Raw genomic sequence first — 24,277 nt, forward strand, 5'->3', positions numbered from 1 at the left:
GCTTTTATTGCCGTTAATATTCGACTTACACGTTGATTATTAATCAATATTCGAATATCTGTCCGATCGGAATCACATTTTTATCATCAGGTCGGAATCGTCACCTTTTTATACTTTTCCCTTCCCTTGTTGGCCTTTTCGTTCGATGCAGAATAAAGAGGTACCTTGCATAAATACGATAATAAATTCGTTCTCCGAGGAGTTACTTCATGACTTCCACACCGATTACAGAATCAGACGTGACACAAGGGGCGGCAGATGACCGGTTGTCCGTTCGCGAAAAAATAGGCTATGGCCTGGGCGACGCGGGCGGCACGGTAATGACTTGCCTCATCATGAACTTTCTGACCTTTTTCTATACCGATGTATTTGGCCTCACCCCTGCGCTCGTGGGCACGCTGTTTATTGCCCTGCGCGTGTTTGACGCGATTTCCGATCCGGTGATGGGCGTGATTGCAGACCGCACCCAGAGCCGCTGGGGGCGTTTTCGTCCCTGGCAGCTCTGGGTCGCCGTCCCGATAGGCATTATCGGCGTACTGACCTTCACCGTTCCGGAAGCCAGCATGGGCGTGAAAATCGCCTGGGCGTTCGGTACCTATTTGCTGTTGTCCGTGGGTTATACCGCCATCAACGTGCCCTACTGCGCGCTGATCAACACCATGACCACCCGCCACAACGAGGTCATATCCTGCCAGTCCTGGCGCTTTGTGCTCTGCGGCGTGGCGGGCTTCCTGGTCTCCGTTGGCCTGCCGTGGCTGGTGGCGGAGCTGGGCCAGGGCAATACGGCCCGGGGTTATCAGCTCGGCGTCGGCGTGCTGTGCGCCATCGCCGTGGTGATGTTTTTATGCTGCTTCTTCTGGGTACGCGAGCGCGTCCCGCTGGCGCTGATGGGCAAATTCACCCTTCGCGAGCATCTGGCGGGCCTGCGTAAAAACGATCAGCTACTGCTGATGCTGGTGATGTCGTTTCTGCTGATCAACGTTTTCAACATTCGCGGCGGCGGGTACATGTATTTCATCACCTACGTGCTTCAGGGCAGCACGGCGTACACTTCGCTGTTTTTCACCATGGTGACCTTTGCCGCCATTCTGGGCGCGGTGATCGTCAACCCGCTGTCGCGCCGAATTGATACCGTCAAACTCTACTACTACACCAACCTGGTGCTCGCGGCGCTTGCGGTGGGCATGTGGTTCCTGCCGGGTGGCCCGGCGCACCAGACGCTCTGGCTTATCGTTATTTTAAGCAACGGCGTGATCCTGGGCTTCACCCTGCCGCTGCACTTCTCGCTCATGGCCTTTGCCGATGACTACGGCGAGTGGAAAACCGGCGTGCGTTCGTCGGGCATGAACTTCGCCTTCAACCTGTTTTTCATCAAGCTTGCGTGGGCGTCCAGCGCCGGGATTATCAGCCTGGTGTTTATTGCCGTGGCCTATCAGCCAGGCGCGGGCAACCAGACGCCAGCCTCACTACAGGGCATCACCGCCATGGAGACGCTGCTGCCTGCCCTTTTCCACCTGCTGCTGGCGGTCGCTATCCGCTGGTGCAGGCTTAACAACCCAATGATGTCGCGCATTGCCACTGACCTGCGCCAGCGTCACGTAACGTCCTGAGGAGAATGCTATGTCCATAATGGAACCCGACCTGCATCAGCTGAAAATCAACGACCCGTTTCTTGGGCAATATCAACGGCTGGTCCGTGACGTGGTGATCCCTTACCAGTGGGATGCGCTTAACGACCGCGTGGCGGAGGCCGAACCCAGCCACGCCATCGCCAACTTTCGCATCGCGGCCGGTCTGGAACAGGGGGAATTCTACGGGATGGTGTTTCAGGACAGCGACGTGGCGAAATGGCTCGAAGCCGTGGCGTGGTCGCTGTGCCAGAAGCCGGATGCCGAACTGGAAAAAACCGCCGACAAGGTGATCGAGCTGGTCGCGGCGGCGCAGTGTGAAGATGGCTACCTCAACACCTACTTTACGGTAAAAGCCCCCGAGGAACGCTGGACGAATCTGGCCGAATGCCACGAGCTGTACTGCGCCGGGCATATGATTGAAGCGGGCGTGGCGTATTTCCAGGGAACCGGAAAACGCCGCCTGCTGGACGTGGTGTGCAGGCTGGCGGACCATATTGACGGCGTGTTTGGCCCTGGCGAAACACAGCTACACGGTTACCCTGGCCACCCGGAAATCGAGCTGGCGCTGATGCGGCTGTACGACGTCACGCAGGAGCCACGCTATCTCAATCTGGTGAAATACTTTATTGAGGAACGCGGCGCGCAGCCTCACTTCTACGACATTGAATATGAGAAGCGCGGCAAAACATCCTACTGGAACACCTATGGCCCGGCGTGGATGGTCAAGGACAAAGCCTACAGCCAGGCGCATCAGCCGCTTGCCGAGCAGCAAACGTCCATCGGCCACGCCGTGCGTTTCGTCTACCTGATGGCGGGCATGGCGCATCTGGCGCGCCTGAGCAACGACGAAGGTAAACGCCAGGACTGTCTGCGGCTGTGGAACAATATGGCGCAGCGCCAGCTGTACATTACCGGCGGGATTGGCTCGCAAAGCAGCGGGGAGGCGTTCAGCAGCGATTACGATCTGCCCAACGATACGGTATACGCCGAAAGCTGCGCCTCCATTGGCCTGATGATGTTTGCCCGCCGGATGCTGGAGATGGAGGCAGACGGCCACTACGCCGACGTGATGGAGCGCGCGCTGTACAACACGGTGCTGGGTGGGATGGCGCTGGACGGTAAGCATTTCTTTTACGTGAATCCGCTGGAAGTGCATCCGAAAACGCTGGCCTTTAACCATATCTATGACCACGTGAAGCCGGTGCGTCAGCGCTGGTTCGGCTGCGCCTGTTGCCCGCCGAATATTGCCCGCGTGCTGACCTCGCTGGGGCACTATATTTATACCGTTCGCCCGGATGCGCTGTTGATCAATCTGTACGTGGGGAACGACGTCGCCATTCCGGTTGGCGATAACGCCCTACAGCTGCGCATTAGCGGTAACTATCCATGGCATGAACAGGTGAAGATGGAAATCACCTCACCTGTTCCGGTCACCCACACGCTGGCACTCAGGCTGCCGGACTGGTGCGCGGAGCCTGTCGTTTCGCTAAATGGCGAAGCCATTACCGGCGAGGTGTCACGCGGATACCTGTACCTCACCCGCAGCTGGCAGGAAGGCGATACGCTGATCCTGACGCTACCGATGCCGGTCCGCCGCGTATACGGCAACCCGCAGGTGCGCCAGCAGGCGGGTAAAGTCGCACTTCAGCGCGGGCCGCTGGTTTACTGCCTGGAAGAAGCCGATAACGGCGCCAACCTGCACAACCTCTCCTTGCCTCAGGACAGCGAATTCCGGGTGTTTGAAGGCAAAGGGATCTTCGCGCACAAGATGCTGATACAGGCAGAGGGGACAGGGTGCCACGCGAAAGACACAAATGCGCTGTGGCAGTACGACCGCTCGCCGGTACTGCGTCAGCCCCAGACGCTGACCTTTATTCCGTGGTTTAGCTGGGCTAACCGGGGAGAAGGGGAAATGCGGATCTGGGTGGATGAAGGCTGAATAGCGGCGGTCTGTTGCTCTCACCCACGGGAGAGGGTGAACGCTATGGCAGCACGCGACGTGCTGCCTCAGCCAGAAACGCACTTCGATTGCTGAACTGAGGATGCTCACTGACAAAGGAATCAATCTTCATCAGTAAACGACGAGGCATCGTGATGTTGATTCGCTCGGCCCTGCCGTCGAACTGTTTCATATTAATATCCACTAGCAGCCATTGTCCGCCAGTGAAGTCGTCAGGGTGACTTTCCAGGTGCGCTTCCACGTTACCCGGGAGCGGCAACGCTTCATCCATTTCAAACAGCGCTTCGAAGTGCGCTGTGAGCGCCTCACGTGCATCCTGAAATGCGTCATCCAGGGAATCACCTGCAAAAAAACAGCCTGGAACGTCAGGGAAAAAGCCGCTGGCACTGCCGTCGGTGTCAGAATGAATGTAAGCCGGATAAAACATAACTACTCCTGATATCAGTGTTTAATTCCCGCCTGCCGCCATATCTGCGCGAGCGTGCCCGGTTTAATATCCTTTTAGGATGTGGGACGGTAACCAGTCCTTTCTGCACGGGATGGCGAAACTGATGATGGCTTCCTTTCGTTCTGACACATTTCCAGCCGTGGCCAATCAGAACAGTAATGACATCCGCACTTTTCACATCCCAATCCTTCCATGATTATACACATGATACACACCATTACTACCGAGTTAAATCACATTAGCGCACAAGGAACATCAGTGCAGCGGTGTTTTGACGGAACGGGAAGAAGCATCGAGAAATGAAAAAGGAATACATTGTATTGCAGACAAATATGCAGGCACGATCGTAGGCCGGGCAAGGCAACGCCGCCACCCGGCTTTACCGCATCAGAAACGCCAGGTCAGGCCGGTCATCAGCGCGAAGCTGTCGTCACGGTCGATCATCGGGCTGCTCTTCACGTCATCAGGCAACACGGTGTAAACCGCGCTGGCGTTGAGGTACAGCTGCTGGGTTAACTGATATTTAGCCGCCAGGCCAACGTATGGCGTCCAGCTGTCACCGGTGGTGTATGCGTCCAGACCTGAGCGGCGAGACTCGCTGCCGGATACGCCGTAGTAGTAGTCGTTATAGCTTTCGTCGCTGTAGAAAATACCGACAGAAGGCGTCAGGGTCAGGCGTTCCATTTTGACTGGACGAAAGTAAGATACCTCGCCCACCACGCCGCCGCTTTCATCCATCGCATCACCCGAAACGGCAACTTTCAGCGAGCCCCAGCTTTCATGGCGGTAGTACGCACCGCCGAGGAACGCAGAGGCTTTACGCTCATCCAGCTGCTTCATCTGATGGTCGTCGTTATCATCCGGATCAAAATGCAGCGGCATCCAGGATGCGGTCAGGCTGAATTCATTTTTTGCGTCTTTCCACAGGATCCATCCGCCTGTGGTCTGACGAACATAGAAGCGGTCGCCTTCATAACTAATTAACGGCACCGCAGTGGTATTTTCGTTATATCCTTTGTATGGAGACTCATTAAATACCGCCCCCGCTCCAAGTGAAAAGTCACCGGCCATTGCAGAGGATGTTGCAAATAACGTGGCAGCGATGAGTAAATTGTATTTAATAGTCATGCTAAGTAATCCATTTAAACGCCAAACAAGCGGGGCGAATAATAATGGTTACAAATTTGGCAATGCAACGCTGCGGTTTATATAATATTATATATAGAATCATATAGATGGGCGCGCATGATGAGCAAATTACAGCTAAAGCCACGCGAATTAAAAATAATTTCCGTCATCGCAGCCACCCACAGCATTGGTGATGCCGCCGCCCTGCTGGGTATGGCGCAGGCCAACGTCAGCAAATATCTCTCTGATTTTGAAATACGAGTTGGGCTTAAGGTTTTTGAGCGTACCACGCGCCAGTTAGCCCTTACCCAGTTCGGTGAAGCGTTGCTCCCGTATGTGAATGCCACACTGGAAAAGAACAACCAACTCGCTAATTTCATTGCCGATTATAAGCATGAAAAAAGCGGGAAAGTGACCCTTTACGCCCCAACGGGGATTGTGACCTATCTCGCGCGCCACGTGATCCACCAGATAAACGACATCGGGGACATTCGCATCTGTCTGAAAACCTACAATCTGGATCGCAATGAGTTTTCAGAAGGCGTTTCCTTCCCGGATGACTGCGATATTTTAATTACCTATGCTCAGCCCAAAGATGAAAGTCTGGTCGCCTGCGTCTTAACAAAATATTCCGTTACGGCATTCGCAACCCGTGAATATTTAAATAACCACCCCTTATCCGGGCCGGAAGATTTAATTAATCACTCCTGTATCCTGATAGATTCCATGCTGGTTGATGACGCAAACATCTGGCGTTTTCGCGTACACGGCAGTGATAACGTCAATGACTACCGGGTCACCGGAAACTATATTTGCGACAATACCCAGACGGCCCTGGAGCTGGCAAGAAATAATCTTGGCATTGTGTTCGCGCCGAAAGAGAGCCTGAGAAAAGAATTAACGCAAGGGATGCTGGTTCCCTGCTTCCCGCATCAGGAAGAGTGGTGGCTCGATCTGACCGCCATCTTCCGCAAGCGCGAATATCAGCCCTGGCGCGTACAGTATGTTCTGGATGGTGTCCTCAACTGCCTGCGCCAGCAAATCGCTCAGGCCGCCCATGGACGGCCTGAACTGGGCGATTAGAATAGCCCCAGCGGTTTATCGGAGTAGCTGACAAGCAGACATTTCGTCTGCTGGTAATGCTCCAGCATCATCTTGTGGGTTTCACGTCCGATACCTGATTGCTTATACCCGCCAAATGCCGCGTGCGCCGGATAAGCGTGGTAGCAGTTGGTCCATACACGCCCCGCCTGAATGCCTCTGCCCATTTTATAGGCCAGGTTGCCGTTGCGGCTCCAGACGCCTGCCCCCAGTCCATACGGCGTATCGTTGGCAATTTCCAGCGCCTCCTCCATCGTTTTGAAGGTAGTCACCGCCAGTACAGGCCCGAAAATCTCCTCCTGGAACACGCGCATGTTGTTCTTACCGAAGAGGATCGTCGGCTCAAGGTAATAGCCTTCCTGCAGATCCCCACCGAGTACCTTACGGCGACCGCCGGTCAGGATATCCGCCCCTTCTTTCTTGCCGATATCGATGTAGTTCAGGATAGTCTCCAGCTGGCCATGTGAGACCTGCGCCCCCATCTGCGTGACGTTATCGAGCGGGTTACCGCTGCGGATAGACTCGACGCGGCGAATGGCCCGTTCCATAAAGCGCTCGTAGATGGATTCCTGCACCAGCGCACGGCTTGGGCAGGTGCAGACTTCGCCCTGGTTAAACGCAAACAGCGCAAACCCTTCCAGGGCTTTATCGAAGAAGGCATCCTCTTCCTCCATCACGTCCGCAAAGAAGATGTTCGGGGATTTCCCGCCCAGCTCCAGGGTCACCGGAATGATGTTTTGCGTGGCGTACTGCATAATCTGCTGGCCCACTTCCGTCGACCCGGTAAACGCCACTTTAGCGATCCGTTTTGAAGTAGCCAGATATTCCCCTATTTCACCGCCCGCACCGTTGACCACGTTAATCACGCCCGGGGGGAGAAGATCGCCAACGATTTCCATCAGCAGCAGAACCGAGAGCGGAGTCAGACGCGCCGGTTTAAGCACAATGCAGTTCCCGGCCGCCAGCGCGGGCGCCATTTTCCAGCTCGCCATCAGCAGCGGGAAGTTCCACGGAATAATTTGCCCTACCACGCCCAGCGGTTCGTGGAAATGGTACGCCACGGTGTCGCTGTCAACTTCGCTGATCCCGCCCTCCTGAGCACGAATACAGGAGGCAAAATAGCGGAAGTGGTCGATAGCCAGCGGCACGTCTGCCGCCATGGTTTCCCGGATCGGCTTGCCGTTATCCCAGGTTTCCGCCGTCGCCAGCAGCTCCAGATTCTGCTCCATCCGGTCGGCGATTTTGAACAAGATGGCCGCACGATCCTGAACAGAGGTGTGACCCCACTTCTCTTTCGCTTTGTGCGCCGCATCCAGCGCCAGATCGATATCCCGCTTGCCGGAGCTGGCGATCTCGCACAGCGGCTGGCCGGTAACGGGTGTCAGGTTGGAATAGTATTCGCCGTCGACGGGTGCCACCCAGTCGCCGCCGATAAAGTTGTCATAACGGGGCTTCAGCTTGAGGGGAAAACCATACTCGCCAGGCTGGATACGCGAAGAGGGAGGATTGTTTGTCATGACCGTCTCCTTGCTGTTGGTGTACATCAAGGGTAGTCCCGGCTGGCGGTTTTCTCGCCAGTGGGTGACGGGTTTACGAGCCGTATCACGGATTACCGTACTTTACGTTTCGTTTCTGCTACTGAGCCATACTTAACAGCTCAAGGGCTCATGAGGAACGATGCGATGCAGCTGTTTATCGGTTTTGACGTAGGCGGAACCCACATCAAGCACGGCGTGATTGATGAAAATGGCAAGGAGCTGACGACGGACGAGTACGATACCCCTGAAGATGAAAACACGTTCAAAAAGAAGTGGAAAGTGGTGGTTGAAGGGTATCAGGAAGAACATGACATCGTCGGCATCGGCGTGAGCTTTCCCGGCCATATTAACCACCACAGCGGCGAAGCAGCAAAAGCGGGCGCGCTCGACTATCTCGACGGTGAAAATCTGTGCGAACTTTTCGCCGGGCTGACCGACCTTCCCGTCACCGTGGAAAACGACGCCAACTGTGCGGCGCTGGGCGAGCGCTGGCAGGGTGCGGGTAAGGACTACGAGCATTTTGTCTGCATCACCATCGGCACCGGCATCGGGGGAGGGATTGTGATGGAAGGCGATCTTTATCGCGGGTCGCATTACCGTGCTGGCGAATTTGGCGTGCTGCCCGTGGGCAATAACGGCGAACCCATGCATGACGTGGCGTCGGCCAGCGGCCTGATGAAAGCCTGTCGTCGCGCGCTGGCCGTATCAGAAGAAGAAATGCCTGACGGTGAGGAGCTGTTTAAACGTATGGACAGCGACGTACATCTGCGTGAGGCCATTGAGGAGTGGGCGCATTGCCTCTCGCGCGGCGTTTACAGCGTGATCTCGATGTTCGATCCACAGGCCGTGCTGATTGGCGGCGGAATAAGCGAGCAGGAGAAAATCTATCTCCTGCTCGATAAATACCTGCAGCGTTTCGAGGAGTGGGAGGCACTCAAGGTGCCCATCCTGCCCTGCGAACTGGGTAACCAGGCGGGAAGGCTGGGCGCGGTATGGCTGGCTAAGCAGAAACTTTCCCGCGATACGTAACCCTCAGGGAAACAACTGCGCGTCGCGAAGTACATGGTCATTACCCCGGCGACGGGTAAAGCCGATGCGGTTGAAATACTCCAGGATCTGAATCGCCAGCTTGCGGCCTACGTTCAGCTGGTCGCGGAAGTCGGCTGCGCAGGTGGAGCCGCGCGCCTGATCCAGCTCGCGGATCAGGTTAGCAAACGCCACAATGCGATCGTTACGGTAATAACGATCTTTCACGATCGCGACTATCAGCCCCTGCTGCGCCGCATGGCGCAATACCTGGCGCATCACCTGCTCGTCGGTGTTCGTTTCACGCGCCAGATCGCGAACCCACCACGGCTCATCGCCAAACAGCGAGGCCACTTTTTGCCATACCGCGTCCTGCTCTGCGGTGAACCCGGCCTTGTGATCCGGCAGATGCAGCCAGCCGTGGTGGCTTTTAATCACCCCGCTTTCACGCATGTTTTCAATCAGTAGCAGCACCAGCGCATCGTCTTCCATCGGCAGCGCCATGCGGCGCAGACGCTCGCGGCCCGGGCCCGGCTCATCCTGATGCTGTTCATGGTACGTCGCCAGCGTGTTCAGGATCTTACGCTGCCAGTTTGCCGCAACCGGAGCGTTCAGAAGATTGTTTCCTGCCTGAATAAAGCCCGGCTGCTGGCTCAGCTGACGTAACCCTTCACCGCTCAGCTGGCGTGCCCATGCAAAATCACTCAGGCTCACCGCCCCGCGTTCAAGATGAACATACAGCGCGGCGTTATCATCGCGGGCCTTCGCCAGCGCAGCCAGCCACTGCAGATAGTCAGGTTTACGCTTGCCGCGTCGCGGTGGATTCAGCGTCACCACCCGCGCCCCGGCCAGCGTTTCCCGCGCGGAAATGTCCCGCAGTACCAGACGGTCGTTGTCTGCCAGCCAGAGCGGCGAATCGAAAACCAGTTCGGCAAGATCGTTTTCCAGCAGCGACACGCGCCCGGTGATATGGCTCGCCGCGTGGTGAATATGCAGCGGCTGCCATTGGGTCAGGGGCACGTTTGTCTGCAGAGAGACAATGACGCGTTCAGACGGTTCAGGCGGGGCATCGGCCAGCAGCCAGTCGCCGCGGTTAAGCTGCTCTTTTTCCGCATCCCCGACAATATTGAGCGCAATCCGCTGCCCGGCGTGGGCGTGCTCCGCGGGCTGGTTTTGTGCATGTAAGCCGCGCACGCGCATCGGTTTGTTAACACCCGTCAGCCATAAGCTATCACCGACCTTCACTTCACCGCTCAGCGCCGTACCGGTGACCACCAGGCCCGCGCCTTTGACGGTAAATGCCCGGTCAATCGCCAGACGGAAACGGTGATGGCTGGCGTGGTCACGTGATGAAAGCTGCTGTAAATGGTGGCGAAGTTCATCGATACCGCGTCCTTCAGTCGCGACCGTGACAAAAAGCGGTGCATCGGCAAAACCATATTCTCGCAAGGTCTCCTGTACCGCTTCGCGCACCTCGCTGACGCGCGCCTCATCCATGCGATCGGCTTTGGTCAGCGCCACGGTCAGCTGCGGGTTGCCGGTCAGCTGGAGGATCGCCAGATGCTCACGCGTTTGCGCCATCACGCCGTCATCGCAGGCCACCACCAGCAGGGCGTGATCGATGCCGCCAACGCCCGCCAGCATGTTAGAAAGGAATTTTTCATGCCCCGGAACATCAATAAAGCCCAGTACGCGGCCATCCGGCTGGGGCCAGTAGGCATAGCCCAGATCGATGGTCATGCCGCGCTTTTTCTCTTCCGGCAGACGATCGGCGTTTATGCCGGTAATCGCCTGCAGTAACGTGGTTTTTCCGTGGTCGACGTGACCGGCGGTGGCAATAATCATTTCAACAACATCTCCAGAAATCGCTCTTCATCTTCAAGACAGCGTAAATCCAGCCACATTCGGCCATCGTAAATCCGCCCGATAACCGGCGCCGGCAGGCCGCGCCAGCGCGACGACAGGGCTTCGAGGTGGCTGCCGCGCCCGTCACGCGGGGTGAAGGTGAGCGCTTCACTCGGCAGCCTGTCCACCGGCAGCGAACCGCTGCCAATCTGAGACTGGCAGGGCTCAATGCGAACGTCAAAATCGGGGTAATGCGGGGCAACGCGTGGCAACAGCAGTTCGGCCTGCGCGCGAATCGAGGCGGCATCCCGGCTTAACAGACGCAGCGTGGGCAGGCTGTCGGCCAGTTTTTCCGGGTGGAGATAGAGTCGCAGCGTCGCGTCCAGCGCGGCGAGCGTCATTTTATCGGCGCGTAACGCGCGCTTCAGCGGATGTTGCTGCAGCTGGGCTATCAGCTCGCGCTTGCCGACGATAATCCCCGCCTGCGGCCCGCCCAGCAGTTTGTCGCCGGAAAAGCTGACCAGACTGACGCCCGCGGCAATCATCTCTTGCGGCATCGGCTCTTTCGGTAGACCGTACTGGCTTAAATCCACCAGCGAACCGCTGCCGAGATCGGCAATCACCGGTATATTCAGTTCGCGGCCCATCGCCGCCAGCTCAGCTTCCTCGACGGTTTTGGTGAAACCTTCGATATGGTAATTACTGGTATGGACCTTCATCAGCAGGGCGGTATTTTCATTCACCGCCGCGCGGTAGTCTTTAGCATGCGTGCGGTTGGTCGTGCCGACTTCATGCAGCGTACAACCCGCCTGGCGCATCACGTCCGGAATGCGAAACGCTCCGCCAATCTCCACCAGCTCGCCGCGGGACACCACCACCTCTCTGCCGCTGGCGGTCGCCGCCAGCATCAGCAGTACCGCTGCCGCGTTGTTGTTTACAATGCAGGCATCTTCCGCCCCGGTCAGCTGGCATAGCAGCTCCGCCAGCGCCCGGTCGCGGTGACCGCGCCCAGCGCCGTCCAGATCGTACTCCAGCGTCACCGGCGAGCGCATAGCCTGCACTACCGCCGCGACCGCCTCTTCAGCCTGTTGCGCGCGCCCCAGGTTGGTATGCAGCACGGTCCCCGTCAGGTTGATGACCGGCCGCAGGGCATGCCGAGTGTTTTTCTTCAGCTGCGCTAACGTCGCTTTTGCCCAGTCTTCATGCCAGACAGGCAGCTTTCCTTCCTCGCGAATCAGCCTGCGTGCCTCTTCCTGCAATTGCCGAAGCGTCGACACCACGCGGGTATGACCATACATGTTCAGTAGCGTATGAAAGGTGTCCTCACGCAGGAGGCGATCGGTAGCGGGAAGGTGGCGGTAAAGTGAGCGAGGATTCGTGTTCATATGCCTGCCTGAGAGTCAGAAAATTGGGGGTATTTTAGCAGGTTGGTCACGAGACGTCCTCAGACGTCGTAGGGCTTTACTTTATTTGGATCAATAAACCTCGCGAATCAATAAGCAATATCCATATTAAAATAAAATAATAAAATCAGAATACATCAATATTTAAAAAGTGACGAAACGAATAGTATACACGAGTTTTTATCCTCCATTTGCAAGGACGCATTAAATGAAAATCTCTCCAACGTCACTCGCAGTTATGTTGTTTTCAGCATGTGCAATGTTCTCGTCTCAACTGTATGCCGAACATAAATTTGGCTTTGCTACAACGCGCTGTGCATTACCGGATGCCCCCTTCCCTATTTCGTTTGAGATAGACGATTACGTTCACGATTTTCTGGGCATTGCTTATAACATTATCTATATTCCAGAAGATGAAAGTAATCGTTCAGACATGTATAGCCTTTATATAAACAGTGACGGGTATGATTACTTTTCACAGCAACAAGATACCACAGGTATCGCCCAGGCAATTGGTGTGAGAAGCAATAACGCAGAAGGGGCAATGACCAGCTATATTTCAAAACCTGTTTGTACGACGAAAAATGACTGCCAGCCTTACCCGGAAAGCTGGTCACCAACCGTCAACTTTGGTTTGTCAGCTTATGACAATATCAAAACTTATTACCCCAATGATTTTATAATAGTGCATTCTGGCGTTTTCCCGTCTCTGAGCGATGACACGTTACGAACGACAATTTTTACATCAACCCGGCGATTTAAGCTGCTGCGCATTGAGCTCTTTGCCGTCACAAAATGGGGAGATGCAGATGTAAATGACCAATGGATGCATGATACCGGAGCGGAGCCTATTGTACTGGAATACAGAAACAGTAGTGTAGATAAAACAAACTATTTTCTTGATGATAAGAGTCGCATTGCACGGCCTCTTGCAAATAGTGCGCTGACCACATTCCCGACACGCCTCGATCGTTCATCCATTCAGTCAATGGACTTTAGAGTGAAATACGCTGGCGGAAAATTAGGTGAAATATATGGTGGCGCTAAGTTTTATTATTTCACCGACGATCAAAAAGCCCTTTTAACGAAGTGCCAGCAATAGCACTTCGTTAATAAAACGGTACGGTCAAGCCTTTGGCGGTTCAGTGCGGGCAAAGCTCTCGCGGCTAAAGAGCGTTTCTGCGAGTTTCACCAGCAGTGGACGGTCAACGCACCAGCCTGGGGAAACCCGACGGAAGTTGAGATAGCCGATGGCGCAGGCGATAGCGATAGTTGCCAGGTTCAGGCTATCGGTTTGAATCTTGCCCTCCCGGATCAGTTTTTCGCACATATCCAGACTGCGGCTGATTTTTTCCCGCTGGCGGAGCAGTTCGCTTTCTGACTGCTGCGCGGCGGGCCTTGCCTGTTCACGCACGGAGGTTAACGCCGCATCCATAATGCCGTCGGCCAGGGCTTCAATTTGCTTCATCGCCAGCGCCGCTTTCGGGTCAGCCGGCAGCATTGCCGGGGCAACGCCCAGCAGTTCGATATACTCTGCAATAATCGGGGAATCGAACCAGTATTCGCCCTCGTCCGTCACCAGCGACGGAACTTTCCCCAGCGGATTGTATTGCGCGACGCCGTTTTCGGCGTTGTAGGGTTGTTCATTGACGAATTCAAATTCAATCCCTTTCTCCAGCAGGAGAACCGAGATTTTTCGCACGAAGGGACTGGTGTAGCTACCGATGAGTTTCATTGCCTGATCCTTGATGCCGGAAAAGTGTCAGTATGGATCAAGCAATGAAAAAAGGGCAGGTATGCGTGTCGCATTCCTGCCCTGGAAGGATTAGTGATCGAGATAGAGATAGTGCATCCAGCTGGTCATACGCAGCAGCACCTTACGCATCACCGAGACGTGGGCGAAATGGTCCGAGTAGACCGCAACCTGGGCATAGATACCGTCTGGCAGCGCATCAACGTCCGCGTTAGGCTCCAGCTCAATCAGCGCCTGTACGCCATCCGTCCCCGGCGCGACGGTCAGCGCCTGCAACGCGCCCTGCGCCTGATACGATCCGCCCGGCACCACCGGCAGAACGCTGGTGAGCTTACCGGTAAACACCTGGCCCGGCAGCGCGTTAAACACCACTTCCGCTTCATCGCCCGGCTTCAGACGCAGCAGCGAGTTCTGACGGAACTGGGCCACAATCTGGCGCTTCTGTTCAGGAATGAAGACCATCACCGGGCGCAGCGGTAGCGCGGCGGCATAGGTTCCCGGACGGATCAGCACCTGGGTGATATAGCCATTGCTCGGCGCGCGCACGACGGTCTGTTCGAGGTTATATTTCGCTTCAGCAAGCTGAGCGCGTAACGAGGCAATCTGCGACTGCTCACCGTTCACCATGCTGTCTAACTGGCTTTGAATCTGCGTCTGTTCAGCAACGGAGCCTTTCACCATGGCATCCTGCGCCAGGTAGTTCTGCCGCGCGTTATCAATATCGCTTTCAGAAAACGGGTTCACCTTCGCCTGGCTGCCTTTCAGGTAGCGCTGATAATCTTTATACAGGCGATCGCGTTCAGCGGAGACTCGTGTCGTATTGGCAACCGCTTCCGACAGCTGCGCTTTCAGATTGTCGATATTGTGCGTCGCGGTCACCAGGTCAGCCTGGAGCCTGTCGACGCGCGCCTGATAGCGGCCTGGATCCAGTTTAAATAACACTTCGCCTTTTTTAATGAGCTGGTTATTTTTATCAGTAACTTCAGTAACCACCCCCGTAACCTGTGGTGTAATCGGAATAGAAATAACCGCTTTTTGCGCCGTAAAGGTGTACGGATGGTTATAATTCATTAGCAGAATGAGCCCGGCGACAATAAATACCCCCCCTAACGTCGCGGTGGCAAGCGTCCACTGATTGACCGGAATACGGAATATTTTAAAGATCGCCCAGGCAAACGCCACATAGGTCAAAATAATCAACAGATCCATAATTAGCGCTCCAGCGTGTTCTTATCAGCAGTGGGCTGTACCGCTGCCAGCTTTTGTTCTAATTCGGCCACGCGTTTGGCCAGCGCATCCATACCCGGAACCTCATCAGGCTCAGTGATGTGGTTCTGCATACCCCAACCGCGATCTTCCCGATAAAGCGTGGCCCAAATCCACAGGAACGGCCAGATGGCATGGAGCGTAAACAGGCTGATCCAGCCAGCCGTGTGAATAGCATCGGCATGGGGATGATTACGCTTTTTGGCCATATTATAGGGAATATCATGAATGGCGATGATTCCATAAAAAAGAACCAGAAATACAAAAATCAACACGCCCAGCGCAAAATAGTTGAGAAACATATTCTCCTCACTTAAACCACGTCAACTCATTAAATTAATAAAACAGTACGCAACCTAATTAATTTATTTTTAAATTTAAAAGGCACACTGATTATTTCAGAGCCGGGGAGTATCGTTTTTTATAATATCTCCATGCAAGTTTATAAGCGTGTCAAAATATATCCTGAATAATAATATACTCAACCTTACATAATGAGCGTAATTCAGGTTTTAACTTTCCGCCATACCACATATGAAAAGTGTTTTTTAGCTTTCCGTGTCACTCCTGGCCATCCTGACGCCCATCGCAACCGGAGAAATCTGCATAAAAATATTTTGCGAACCAAGTCACAATTCAGAAACAAATACACAAAATCAAAATGAGATCACAATCACAAAATTGGGTGGTTTTTGCTTCATTTATCGTCATCGTATTTTTTTTATCCACTTATTTTGTGATTCAGATCACTTCATTGATATCTCCACCCCCTACATTTACGTGATGTAAATCACATAAATTTTCACTGTCTGGACAGTTGAACGATTCAGTGCCAGATTTCACAGCATCAGAACAGGGCCCGGCTACCTCTGCCGCCGCACATTAACGATAAACCTCGGGCCGCAAGCCTAAGCGTAAACATAAGAAGGGGTGTTTTATGTCATCCGATTTCAAGATCAAAGTTCAAAGCTTTGGTCGTTTCCTCAGCAACATGGTGATGCCAAATATCGGCGCGTTTATCGCGTGGGGTATTATCACCGCATTGTTCATTCCGACAGGGTGGTTGCCTAACGAAACGCTGGCGAAACTTGTTGGCCCAATGATTACCTATCTCCTGCCGCTGCTCATCGGTTATACCGGTGGTCGTCTGGTGGGCGGTGACCGTGGTGGCGTCGTGGGTGCCATCACAACCATGGGTGTTATCGTCGGTGCGGATATGCCGATGTTCCTCGGTGCGATGATCGCCGGTCCTCTGGGCGGTTGGGCGATTAAGAAATTCGACGTCTGGGTTGATGGCAAGATCAAATCCGGCTTCGAAATGCTGGTGAACAACTTCTCTGCGGGCATCATCGGGATGATCCTCGCGATTCTGGCGTTCCTCGGCATTGGCCCTGCGGTTGAAGTGTTGTCCAAAATTCTGGCGGCAGGCGTTAACTTTATGGTGGCGCACGACATGCTGCCACTGGCGTCTATCTTCGTTGAACCGGCGAAAATCCTGTTCCTGAACAACGCCATCAACCACGGTATCTTCTCACCGCTGGGTATTCAGCAGTCACACGATCTCGGCAAGTCCATCTTCTTCCTGATTGAAGCGAACCCGGGTCCGGGTATGGGCGTTCTGCTGGCGTACATGTTCTTTGGTCGCGGCAGCGCTAAGCAGTCTGCGGGCGGCGCGGCTATCATTCACTTCCTGGGCGGTATCCACGAAATTTACTTCCCGTACGTGCTGATGAACCCACGTCTGATCCTGGCCGTAATCCTCGGCGGTATGACCGGCGTGTTCACCCTGAGCGTACTGGGTGGTGGTCTGGTCTCCCCTGCTTCTCCAGGCTCTATTCTGGCAGTGCTGGCAATGACGCCTAAAGGGGCGTACTTCGCGAACATCGCGGCGATCTGTGCGGCCATGGCGGTCTCCTTCGTGGTCTCTTCTATCCTGCTGAAAACCAGCAAAGTGAAAGAAGACGACGATATTGAAGCGGCGACCCGTCGTATGCATGACATGAAAGCCGAATCCAAAGGCGCAACGCCGCTGGCGGCTGGCGATGTCTCTAACGACCTGAGCCACGTGCGTAAAATCATCGTTGCCTGCGACGCCGGTATGGGCTCCAGCGCAATGGGTGCAGGCGTGCTGCGTAAGAAAGTGCAGGATGCGGGTCTGACCAACATCTCTGTGACCAACAGCGCGATTAACAGCCTGCCACCGGATGTTGACCTGGTGATCACGCACCGCGACCTGACCGAGCGCGCTATGCGTCAGGTACCGCAGGCTCAGCACATTTCACTGACCAACTTCCTCGACAGCGGCCTGTACACCAGCCTGACAGAACGTCTGGTTGCGGCGCAGCGTCACGAAGACAACGAAGTGAAAGTGCGCTCCAGCCTGCAGGACAGCTTTGACGAGAGCAATGCTCATCTGTTCAAGTTGGGCGCGGAGAACATCTTCCTCGGCCGTACCGCGAGCACCAAAGAAGAGGCGATTCGCTTTGCCGGTGAGCAGCTGGTGAAAGGCGGCTACGTTCAGCCAGAATACGTTGACGCGATGCTGGAACGCGAAAAACTGACGCCAACCTACCTGGGTGAATCCATCGCGGTTCCACATGGTACGGTGGAAGCCAAAGACCGCGTGCTGAAAACCGGCGTCGTGTTCTGTCAGTATCCTGACGGCGTGCGCTTCGGTGAAGAAGAGGACGACATCGCCCGTCTGGTGATTGGTATCGCCGCGCGCAACAACGAGCACATTCAGGTGATTACCAGCCTGACCAACGCGCTGGATGATGAGTCTGTCATCGAGCGCCTGGCACAGACTGAAAGCGTTGACGAAGTTCTGGCTCTGCTTAACAAGTAACAGCGCCTCTTCCCTCTCCCCCCCCGGGGAGAGGGCTAGGGTGAGGGGGGAAACGTTCCTCACCCCAGCCCTCTCGGGTAAAAACATTGATGAAGGTTAATACTATGAAAGCATTACATTTTGGCGCAGGTAATATCGGTCGTGGCTTTATCGGTAAACTGCTGGCAGACGCGGGCATTACCCTGACATTCGCCGATGTGAATCAGGTGGTTCTGGATGCCCTGAATGCCCGTCATAGCTATCAGGTTCACGTGGTGGGTGAAAACGAACAGGTTGAAACGGTCTCTGGCGTCAACGCGGTGAGCAGCATTGGCGACGACGTGATTGACCTCATCGCGAGCGTTGATCTGGTCACCACAGCCGTCGGTCCGGTGGTGCTTGAGCGTATCGCCCCGGCGGTCGCGAAAGGCCTGGCGAAGCGTAAATCACAGGGCGTTGAAACACCGCTGAACATCATCGCCTGTGAAAATATGGTGCGCGGCACCACGCAGCTTAAAGGCCACGTGCTCAACGCTGTAGCAGACGAAGATAAAGCCTGGGTTGAAGCGCATGTCGGGTTTGTGGATTCCGCCGTGGACCGCATCGTTCCGCCGTCAGAATCCGCCACCCACGATCCGCTGGAAGTGACCGTGGAGACCTTCAGCGAGTGGATTGTGGATCAAACCCAGTTTAAGGGCGCGCTGCCGACCATTCCGGGAATGGAATTAACCGATAACCTGATGGCATTTGTCGAACGCAAACTCTTCACGCTGAACACCGGGCATGCTATAACCGCGTACCTCGGAAAATTGGCCGGTCATCAGACGATTCGTGACGCGATCCTCGATGAGAAGATCCGCGCGGTGGTAAAAGGGGCGATGGAAGAGAGCGGCGCGGTGCTGATCAAACGCTACGGTTTTGATGCTGATAAACACGCAGCATACATCCAGAAAATCCTCGGTCGTTTTGAAAACCCGTATCTGAAAGATGACGTTGAGCGCGTGGGTCGTCAGCCGCTGCGTAAACTGAGCGCGGGCGACCGCCTGATCAAGCCGCTGCTGGGCACGCTGGAATACGGCCTGCCGCACGCCAACCTGGTGAAAGGGATTGCCGCCGCGATGCACTACCGCAGCGAGCAGGACCCGCAGGCGATTGAGCTGGCTCAGCTGATTGATGACAAAGGCGCGCAGGCTGCGCTGGCGCAGATTTCCGGTCTGGACGCCAACAGCGACGTGGTTGTGGAGGCGGTTAACGCATACAACGCAACCAAATGATGCAGAATCCGGCGCAGGTTAGCCTGCGCCCGAATAACAGATTGTCAGATATGCAGGCAATAATGGAACAAACCCAGGCCTTTGAAAATCGTGTGCTTGAGCGTCTGAATGCTGGCAAAACCGTACGAAGCTTCCTGATTGCCGCCGTCGAGTTGTTAACCGAGGCGGTGAATATTCTGGTGCTTCAGGTGTTTCGCAAAGACGACTACGCGGTAAAGTATGCTGTAGAACCGTTACTGGACGGAGACGGACCGCTGGGCGATTTATCGGTACGGCTGAAGCTGATTTACGGTCTTGGCGTGCTGAACCGCCAGGAGTATGAAGACGCCGAGCTGTTAATGGCGCTGCGCGAAGAGCTCAATCATGACGGTAACGAGTATACCTTTACCGATGATGAGATTCTGGGACCTTTCGGCGAACTGCACTGCGTCACCGCCCTGCCCCCTGCTCCCCATTTTGATAACAGCGACCCTGAGCTGTATGCGATGCAAAAGCTGCGCTATCAACAGGTTGTCCGTTCCACTATGGTCCTCTCCCTGACTGAGCTGATTTCTAAAATCAGCTTAAAAAAAGCGTTTCAGAAGTAAGCCTGCACACATTGGTGTATCCTTCCTGTAAATTCCCCCGATTTAGAGTCATTTGTCATGAAAGAAGTCGAAAAGAACGAAATTAAACGCCTGAGCGACCGTCTGGATCTGATCCGTCACCAGATGGCCGGCCTGTCTCTGGTTGATTCCGCCGAGAAATACGCCGAGCTGGAAAAAGAGACCGCGAAGCTGGAAGCGGAAATCGAGCGCCTGCGCGAAGTGAAAGGCCAGAAACTGAGCAAAGAAGCGCAGAAGCTGATGAACATGCCGCACCGCCGCGCGATCACCAAAAAAGAACAGGCTGACATGGGCAAGCTGAAGAAAAGCGTCCGTGGCCTGGTGGTAGTGCACCCGATGACCGAGCTTGGCCGTGAAATGGGCCTGAAAGAGATGACGGGTTTTTGTAAGACATCGTTCTAATCATTCTTCCCCTCACCCTCTCCCCAAAGGGGCGAGGGGCCTGTACGGTGCAGTTTTCTCCCATCCCGCTTCAAATTGGCCCAACCAATCCCCCTTTTCTTTCTTTCCCGGTTCACAATTCCATTAATTCCGCTCACAAATTTATTGCCTGGCCATAACATTTGGTTAACCATTCATTGTCATTAACCCTACAACACAATATTGGCAGGACCAATTTTACACAACCTGTGATGCAGAATCGAGCGGAGACTCACCCGCAGCGCAGGCTGTCTGGTCCTCAGGAGACCTGCATGAGCCTCTGGCAACAAAACTACGACCCGGCCGGGAATATCTGGCTGTCGAGCCTGATCGCATCGCTTCCGATCCTGTTCTTCTTCTTTGCGCTGATTAAGCTCAAGCTGAAGGGCTACCTCGCCGCAACGTACACCGTTGCCATCGCCCTGCTGGTGGCGCTGTTCTTCTACAAGATGCCGGTCGATCGCGCGCTGGCCTCCGTTGTCTACGGCTTCTTCTACGGCCTGTGGCCGATTGCGTGGATCATCATCGCCGCGGTCTTTGTCTACAAAATCTCGGTGAAAACCGGGCAGTTCGACATTATTCGCTCGTCGATTCTCTCCATCACGCCGGACCAGCGCCTGCAAATGCTGATTGTCGGCTTCTCCTTCGGGGCGTTTCTGGAAGGCGCGGCAGGTTTTGGCGCACCGGTGGCAATCACCGCCGCGCTGCTGGTCGGGCTGGGCTTTAACCCGCTGTATGCCGCCGGTCTTTGCCTTATCGTCAACACCGCGCCGGTAGCATTTGGCGCGATGGGGATCCCGATTCTGGTGGCCGGACAGGTGACCGGGCTGGACAGCTTTGAGATCGGCCAGATGGTTGGACGCCAGTTGCCGTTCCTGACCATTATCGTCCTGTTCTGGATCATGGCGATTATGGACGGCTGGCGCGGCGTGAAGGAGACCTGGCCTGCGGTGATGGTGGCGGGCGGTTCGTTCGCCATTGCCCAGTATCTCAGCTCCAACTTCCTCGGCCCGGAACTGCCGGACATCATCTCTTCCCTGGTGTCGCTGGTCTGTCTGACATTATTCCTGAAACGCTGGCAGCCGGTACGTATCTTCCGCTTTGCTGACATGGGCGCATCGCACGTGGATCAGACGCTGGCGCGCACCGGCTATACCGCCGGACAGATTGTGCGCGCATGGTCACCGTTCCTGTTCCTGACCGCCACCGTGACGCTGTGGAGCATTCCGCCGTTTAAGGCGCTGTTCGCCCCGGGCGGCGCGCTGTACGACATGGTGATAAATATCTCCGTGCCGTTCCTCGACAAGATGGTCGCTCGTATGCCGCCGGTGGTGCACGACGCGACCCCGTATGCGGCAGTGTTTAAGTTCGACTGGTTCTCTGCCACCGGCACGGCCATCCTGTTTGCCGCTATCCTTTCCGTAGTGTGGCTGCGCATGAAGCCTGCCGCCGCGGTGCAGACCTTTGCGGCGACGATTAAAGAGCTGATGCTGCCAATCTACTCCATCGGCATGGTGCTGGCGTTCGCGTTTATTTCGAACTACTCAGGCCTGTCGTCGACGCTGGCGTTAGCGCTGGCCCACACCGGACACGCGTTCACCTTCTTCTCGCCGTTCCTCGGCTGGCTGGGGGTATTCCTGACCGGTTCCGATACCTCGTCTAACGCCCTGTTTGCCGCCCTGCAGGCGACGGCGGCGCAGCAGATTGGCGTGTCGGACGTGCTGCTGGTCGCCGCGAACACCACCGGCGGCGTGACCGGCAAAATGATCTCCCCACAATCCATCGCCATTGCCTGTGCTGCGGTGGGACTGGTGGGCAAAGAGTCGGACCTGTTCCGCTTTACCGTGAAACACAGCCTGATATTCACCTGCATGGTGGGGGTGATCACCACCCTGCAGGCCTATGTCTTAACCTGGATGATTCCATGATAGTGATGCCCAGACGCCTGTCCGACGAGATTGCCTCTCGCGTGCGGGCGCTGATTGAAGAACAACAGCTGGAAGCGGGCATGAAGTTGCCCGCCGAGCGGCAGCTTGCCGCCCAGCTTGGCGTATCGCGTAACTCACTGCGCGAGGCTCTCGCCACGCTGGTCAGCGAAGGCGTGCTGGTGAGCCGTCGCGGCGGCGGCACCTTTGTGCGCTGGCAGCATGACGACTGGTCCGAGCAAAACATCGTCCAGCCGCTGAAGACGCTGATGGAAAACGACCCGGACTACAGCTTCGACATTCTTGAAGCGCGCCACGCCATCGAAACCAGTACCGCGTGGCACGCGGCGATGCGGGCAACCGAGGCCGACAAAGAGAAGCTCAAAGCTTGTTTTGAAGCCACGCAAAGCAGCGACCCGGATATCGCCTCCCAGGCGGACGTGCGTTTTCACCTGGCGATTGCCGAGGCCTCGCACAACGTGGTGCTGCTCCAGACCATGCGCGGTTTTTTCGACCTGCTGCAATCCTCCGTGAAGCAGAGCCGCCAGCGCATGTATCTGGTTCCGCCGGTCTTTGCCCAGCTGACCGAACAGCACGAGGCGGTGCTCAACGCCATTCTGGCCGGTGATGCCGAAGCCGCGCGCAAAGCGATGATGGCGCATCTGGGCTTCGTGCACACCACCATTAAACGATTCGATGAAGACCAGGCCCGACAGGCGCGTATTACCCGTCTGCCTGGCGACAGTGATATTTCCAGGGAGAACAAAGCATGATTATTTCAGCAGCCAGTGACTATCGCGCCGCGGCGCAGCGCATTTTGCCCCCGTTCCTGTTCCACTACATCGACGGCGGGGCCTATGCCGAATACACCCTGCGCCGCAACGTGGAAGATCTGTCGGAGGTGGCTCTGCGCCAGCGCGTGCTGAAGAATATGTCCGACCTGAGCCTTGAGACAAAGCTGTTTAACGAAACGCTCTCCATGCCGGTGGCGCTCGCGCCCGTCGGCTTATGCGGCATGTATGCCCGCCGTGGCGAAGTGCAGGCCGCCGCCGCGGCGGATGCCAAAGGCATTCCGTTTACCCTTTCCACCGTGTCCGTCTGCCCGATTGAAGAGGTCGCCCCGACCATCAAGCGCCCGATGTGGTTCCAGCTGTACGTCCTGCGGGATCGCGGCTTTATGCGTAACGCGCTCGAGCGCGCCAAAGCGGCGGGCTGCTCCACGCTGGTCTTTACCGTCGATATGCCGACTCCCGGCGCGCGCTATCGTGATGCCCACTCCGGCATGAGCGGCCCGAATGCTGCGCTCCGCCGCTACTGGCAGGCCGTGACCCACCCGCAGTGGGCGTGGGATGTCGGGCTGAACGGTCGTCCGCACGATCTGGGGAACATTTCGGCCTATCTCGGTAAACCGACCGGGCTGGAGGATTACATCGGCTGGCTGGCGAACAACTTCGATCCGTCCATCTCGTGGAAAGACCTGGAGTGGATCCGCGAATTCTGGGACGGCCCGATGGTGATCAAAGGGATCCTCGATCCGGAAGATGCCCGCGACGCGGTGCGTTTTGGCGCGGACGGGATCGTGGTCTCTAACCACGGTGGACGCCAGCTCGACGGGGTGCTCTCCTCCGCACGCGCCCTGCCGGCCATCGCCGATGCGGTGAAAGGCGATATTGCCATCCTGGCCGACAGCGGCATCCGCAACGGGCTGGACGTGGTGCGCATGATTGCGCTGGGCGCCGACAGCGTGCTGCTGGGGCGTGCGTATCTGTATGCGCTGGCGACGGCGGGCCAGGCAGGCGTGGCGAACCTGCTGGATCTGATCGAGAAAGAGATGAAGGTGGCGATGACGCTGACCGGTGCGAAGTCGATTAGCGAAATTAGCAAGGACTCGCTTGTGCAGGAACTGAGTAAGCTGCCTGCGGCGCTGGCGCCCCTTTCTCAGGGAAACGCGGCCTGATCTCCTCCGGTTAAACTCCCTTTCGCATGCGCCCGACTTCCCTCTCGGGCGCTTTTTTGTTGAAAATAACACCTGTGTAACATTCTTGATAAGAAAATTTGACACACCCCGCCCGTTCGCAATTGTATAGACAAGCAAATACAAGAACACAAAAACAACATCAGATCGGAGTG

Annotated in this window: 20 protein-coding genes and 1 pseudogene; 12 read left to right on the forward strand and 9 right to left on the reverse strand. The window is 55.8% G+C overall.

Annotated features, from left to right (window positions below; genetic code table 11):
* Positions 1-209: 209 nt before the first annotated feature.
* Positions 210-1,610 carry an MFS transporter gene (locus ACWKXT_RS13340; RefSeq protein WP_454528236.1) on the forward strand — a complete coding sequence of 467 codons (1,401 nt, stop codon included), beginning with the start codon at positions 210-212 and terminating at the stop codon, positions 1,608-1,610.
* A 10-nt stretch (positions 1,611-1,620) separates the two neighbouring features.
* Positions 1,621-3,570, forward strand: coding sequence for a glycoside hydrolase family 127 protein (locus tag ACWKXT_RS13345; RefSeq protein WP_454532620.1), 1,950 nt, complete (start codon positions 1,621-1,623; stop codon positions 3,568-3,570).
* Positions 3,571-3,613: 43 nt separating this feature from the next.
* Here ACWKXT_RS13345 and ACWKXT_RS13350 read toward each other — a convergent pair whose 3' ends face one another.
* The 3 genes and pseudogenes from ACWKXT_RS13350 to ACWKXT_RS13360 form a co-directional block, all read right to left on the reverse strand.
* Positions 3,614-4,018 (reverse strand): type II toxin-antitoxin system HicB family antitoxin, encoded by a 405-nt coding sequence (locus tag ACWKXT_RS13350; RefSeq protein WP_080329864.1) that lies wholly within the window; start codon positions 4,016-4,018, stop codon positions 3,614-3,616.
* Positions 4,019-4,032: 14 nt separating this feature from the next.
* Positions 4,033-4,217: pseudogene (locus ACWKXT_RS13355) on the reverse strand (type II toxin-antitoxin system HicA family toxin).
* A gap of 209 nt (positions 4,218-4,426) precedes the next feature.
* Positions 4,427-5,167 (reverse strand): MipA/OmpV family protein, encoded by a 741-nt coding sequence (locus ACWKXT_RS13360; protein ID WP_454532621.1) that lies wholly within the window; start codon positions 5,165-5,167, stop codon positions 4,427-4,429.
* Between the two features lie 117 nt (positions 5,168-5,284).
* Between ACWKXT_RS13360 and ACWKXT_RS13365 the strand changes: the two genes are divergently transcribed.
* Positions 5,285-6,250 (forward strand): LysR family transcriptional regulator, encoded by a 966-nt coding sequence (locus tag ACWKXT_RS13365; protein WP_454532622.1) that lies wholly within the window; start codon positions 5,285-5,287, stop codon positions 6,248-6,250.
* Here the strand turns inward: ACWKXT_RS13365 and aldB are convergent.
* On the reverse strand, positions 6,247-7,785 hold the full coding sequence (aldB, locus tag ACWKXT_RS13370; protein WP_454532623.1) for an aldehyde dehydrogenase AldB: 1,539 nt from the start codon (positions 7,783-7,785) through the stop codon (positions 6,247-6,249). The two genes, ACWKXT_RS13365 and aldB, sit on opposite strands and share 4 nt — an antisense overlap.
* Before the next feature lie 165 nt (positions 7,786-7,950).
* On the opposite strand from aldB, the gene ACWKXT_RS13375 reads away from it, so the two are divergent.
* On the forward strand, positions 7,951-8,835 hold the full coding sequence (locus tag ACWKXT_RS13375; protein WP_454528230.1) for an ROK family protein: 885 nt from the start codon (positions 7,951-7,953) through the stop codon (positions 8,833-8,835).
* Positions 8,836-8,838: 3 nt separating this feature from the next.
* Here ACWKXT_RS13375 and selB read toward each other — a convergent pair whose 3' ends face one another.
* Entirely contained in the window at positions 8,839-10,677 is a 1,839-nt protein-coding gene (selB, locus tag ACWKXT_RS13380) for a selenocysteine-specific translation elongation factor (protein WP_454532624.1), read from the reverse strand.
* Positions 10,674-12,062: an L-seryl-tRNA(Sec) selenium transferase gene (gene selA, locus ACWKXT_RS13385; RefSeq protein ID WP_454532625.1), complete on the reverse strand. Its 1,389-nt coding sequence runs from the start codon at positions 12,060-12,062 to the stop codon at positions 10,674-10,676. Before selA ends, selB begins: the two co-directional genes overlap by 4 nt.
* A 226-nt stretch (positions 12,063-12,288) precedes the next feature.
* On the opposite strand from selA, the gene ACWKXT_RS13390 reads away from it, so the two are divergent.
* The gene (locus tag ACWKXT_RS13390) at positions 12,289-13,182 is read left to right on the forward strand and encodes a hypothetical protein (RefSeq protein ID WP_454532626.1); all 894 of its coding nucleotides are present in this window, start codon (positions 12,289-12,291) and stop codon (positions 13,180-13,182) included.
* 24 nt (positions 13,183-13,206) lie between these two features.
* Here the strand turns inward: ACWKXT_RS13390 and ACWKXT_RS13395 are convergent, their stop codons facing one another.
* From ACWKXT_RS13395 to ACWKXT_RS13405, 3 genes are all read right to left on the reverse strand, one after another.
* Positions 13,207-13,815: a glutathione S-transferase gene (locus tag ACWKXT_RS13395; protein ID WP_454532627.1), complete on the reverse strand. Its 609-nt coding sequence runs from the start codon at positions 13,813-13,815 to the stop codon at positions 13,207-13,209.
* A 90-nt stretch (positions 13,816-13,905) separates the two neighbouring features.
* Positions 13,906-15,042: an HlyD family secretion protein gene (locus ACWKXT_RS13400; protein ID WP_454528225.1), complete on the reverse strand. Its 1,137-nt coding sequence runs from the start codon at positions 15,040-15,042 to the stop codon at positions 13,906-13,908.
* 2 nt (positions 15,043-15,044) lie between these two features.
* Positions 15,045-15,401, reverse strand: coding sequence for a DUF3302 domain-containing protein (locus ACWKXT_RS13405; RefSeq protein ID WP_454532628.1), 357 nt, complete (start codon positions 15,399-15,401; stop codon positions 15,045-15,047).
* Positions 15,402-16,036: 635 nt separating this feature from the next.
* Between ACWKXT_RS13405 and ACWKXT_RS13410 the strand changes: the two genes are divergently transcribed.
* The 7 genes from ACWKXT_RS13410 to lldD all read left to right on the forward strand — a co-directional run bounded on the left by ACWKXT_RS13410 (position 16,037) and on the right by lldD (position 24,104).
* Positions 16,037-17,944: a PTS mannitol transporter subunit IICBA gene (locus ACWKXT_RS13410; protein ID WP_454528223.1), complete on the forward strand. Its 1,908-nt coding sequence runs from the start codon at positions 16,037-16,039 to the stop codon at positions 17,942-17,944.
* 104 nt (positions 17,945-18,048) lie between these two features.
* Positions 18,049-19,197 carry a mannitol-1-phosphate 5-dehydrogenase gene (mtlD, locus tag ACWKXT_RS13415; RefSeq protein WP_454532629.1) on the forward strand — a complete coding sequence of 383 codons (1,149 nt, stop codon included), beginning with the start codon at positions 18,049-18,051 and terminating at the stop codon, positions 19,195-19,197.
* Positions 19,194-19,784, forward strand: a complete 591-nt coding sequence (gene mtlR / locus ACWKXT_RS13420; RefSeq protein WP_028015045.1) for a mannitol operon repressor MtlR — start codon at positions 19,194-19,196, stop codon at positions 19,782-19,784. Before mtlD ends, mtlR begins: the two co-directional genes overlap by 4 nt.
* 57 nt (positions 19,785-19,841) lie before the next feature.
* Positions 19,842-20,204, forward strand: a complete 363-nt coding sequence (locus ACWKXT_RS13425; RefSeq protein ID WP_049001282.1) for a YibL family ribosome-associated protein — start codon at positions 19,842-19,844, stop codon at positions 20,202-20,204.
* 290 nt (positions 20,205-20,494) lie between these two features.
* Complete coding sequence (gene lldP / locus ACWKXT_RS13430; protein ID WP_003860175.1) at positions 20,495-22,150, forward strand: L-lactate permease; 1,656 nt, start codon at positions 20,495-20,497, stop codon at positions 22,148-22,150.
* A complete protein-coding gene (gene lldR, locus ACWKXT_RS13435; RefSeq protein WP_014882013.1) occupies positions 22,147-22,920 on the forward strand; it encodes a transcriptional regulator LldR in 774 nt (257 codons plus the stop codon). The genes lldP and lldR overlap by 4 nt, the downstream gene beginning before the upstream one ends.
* Positions 22,917-24,104, forward strand: a complete 1,188-nt coding sequence (gene lldD, locus ACWKXT_RS13440) for a quinone-dependent L-lactate dehydrogenase (protein ID WP_454532630.1) — start codon at positions 22,917-22,919, stop codon at positions 24,102-24,104. Before lldR ends, lldD begins: the two co-directional genes overlap by 4 nt.
* The last annotated feature ends 173 nt before the right edge of the window (positions 24,105-24,277 follow it).

The sequence above is a fragment of the Enterobacter sp. UPMP701 genome, assembly GCF_053709515.1.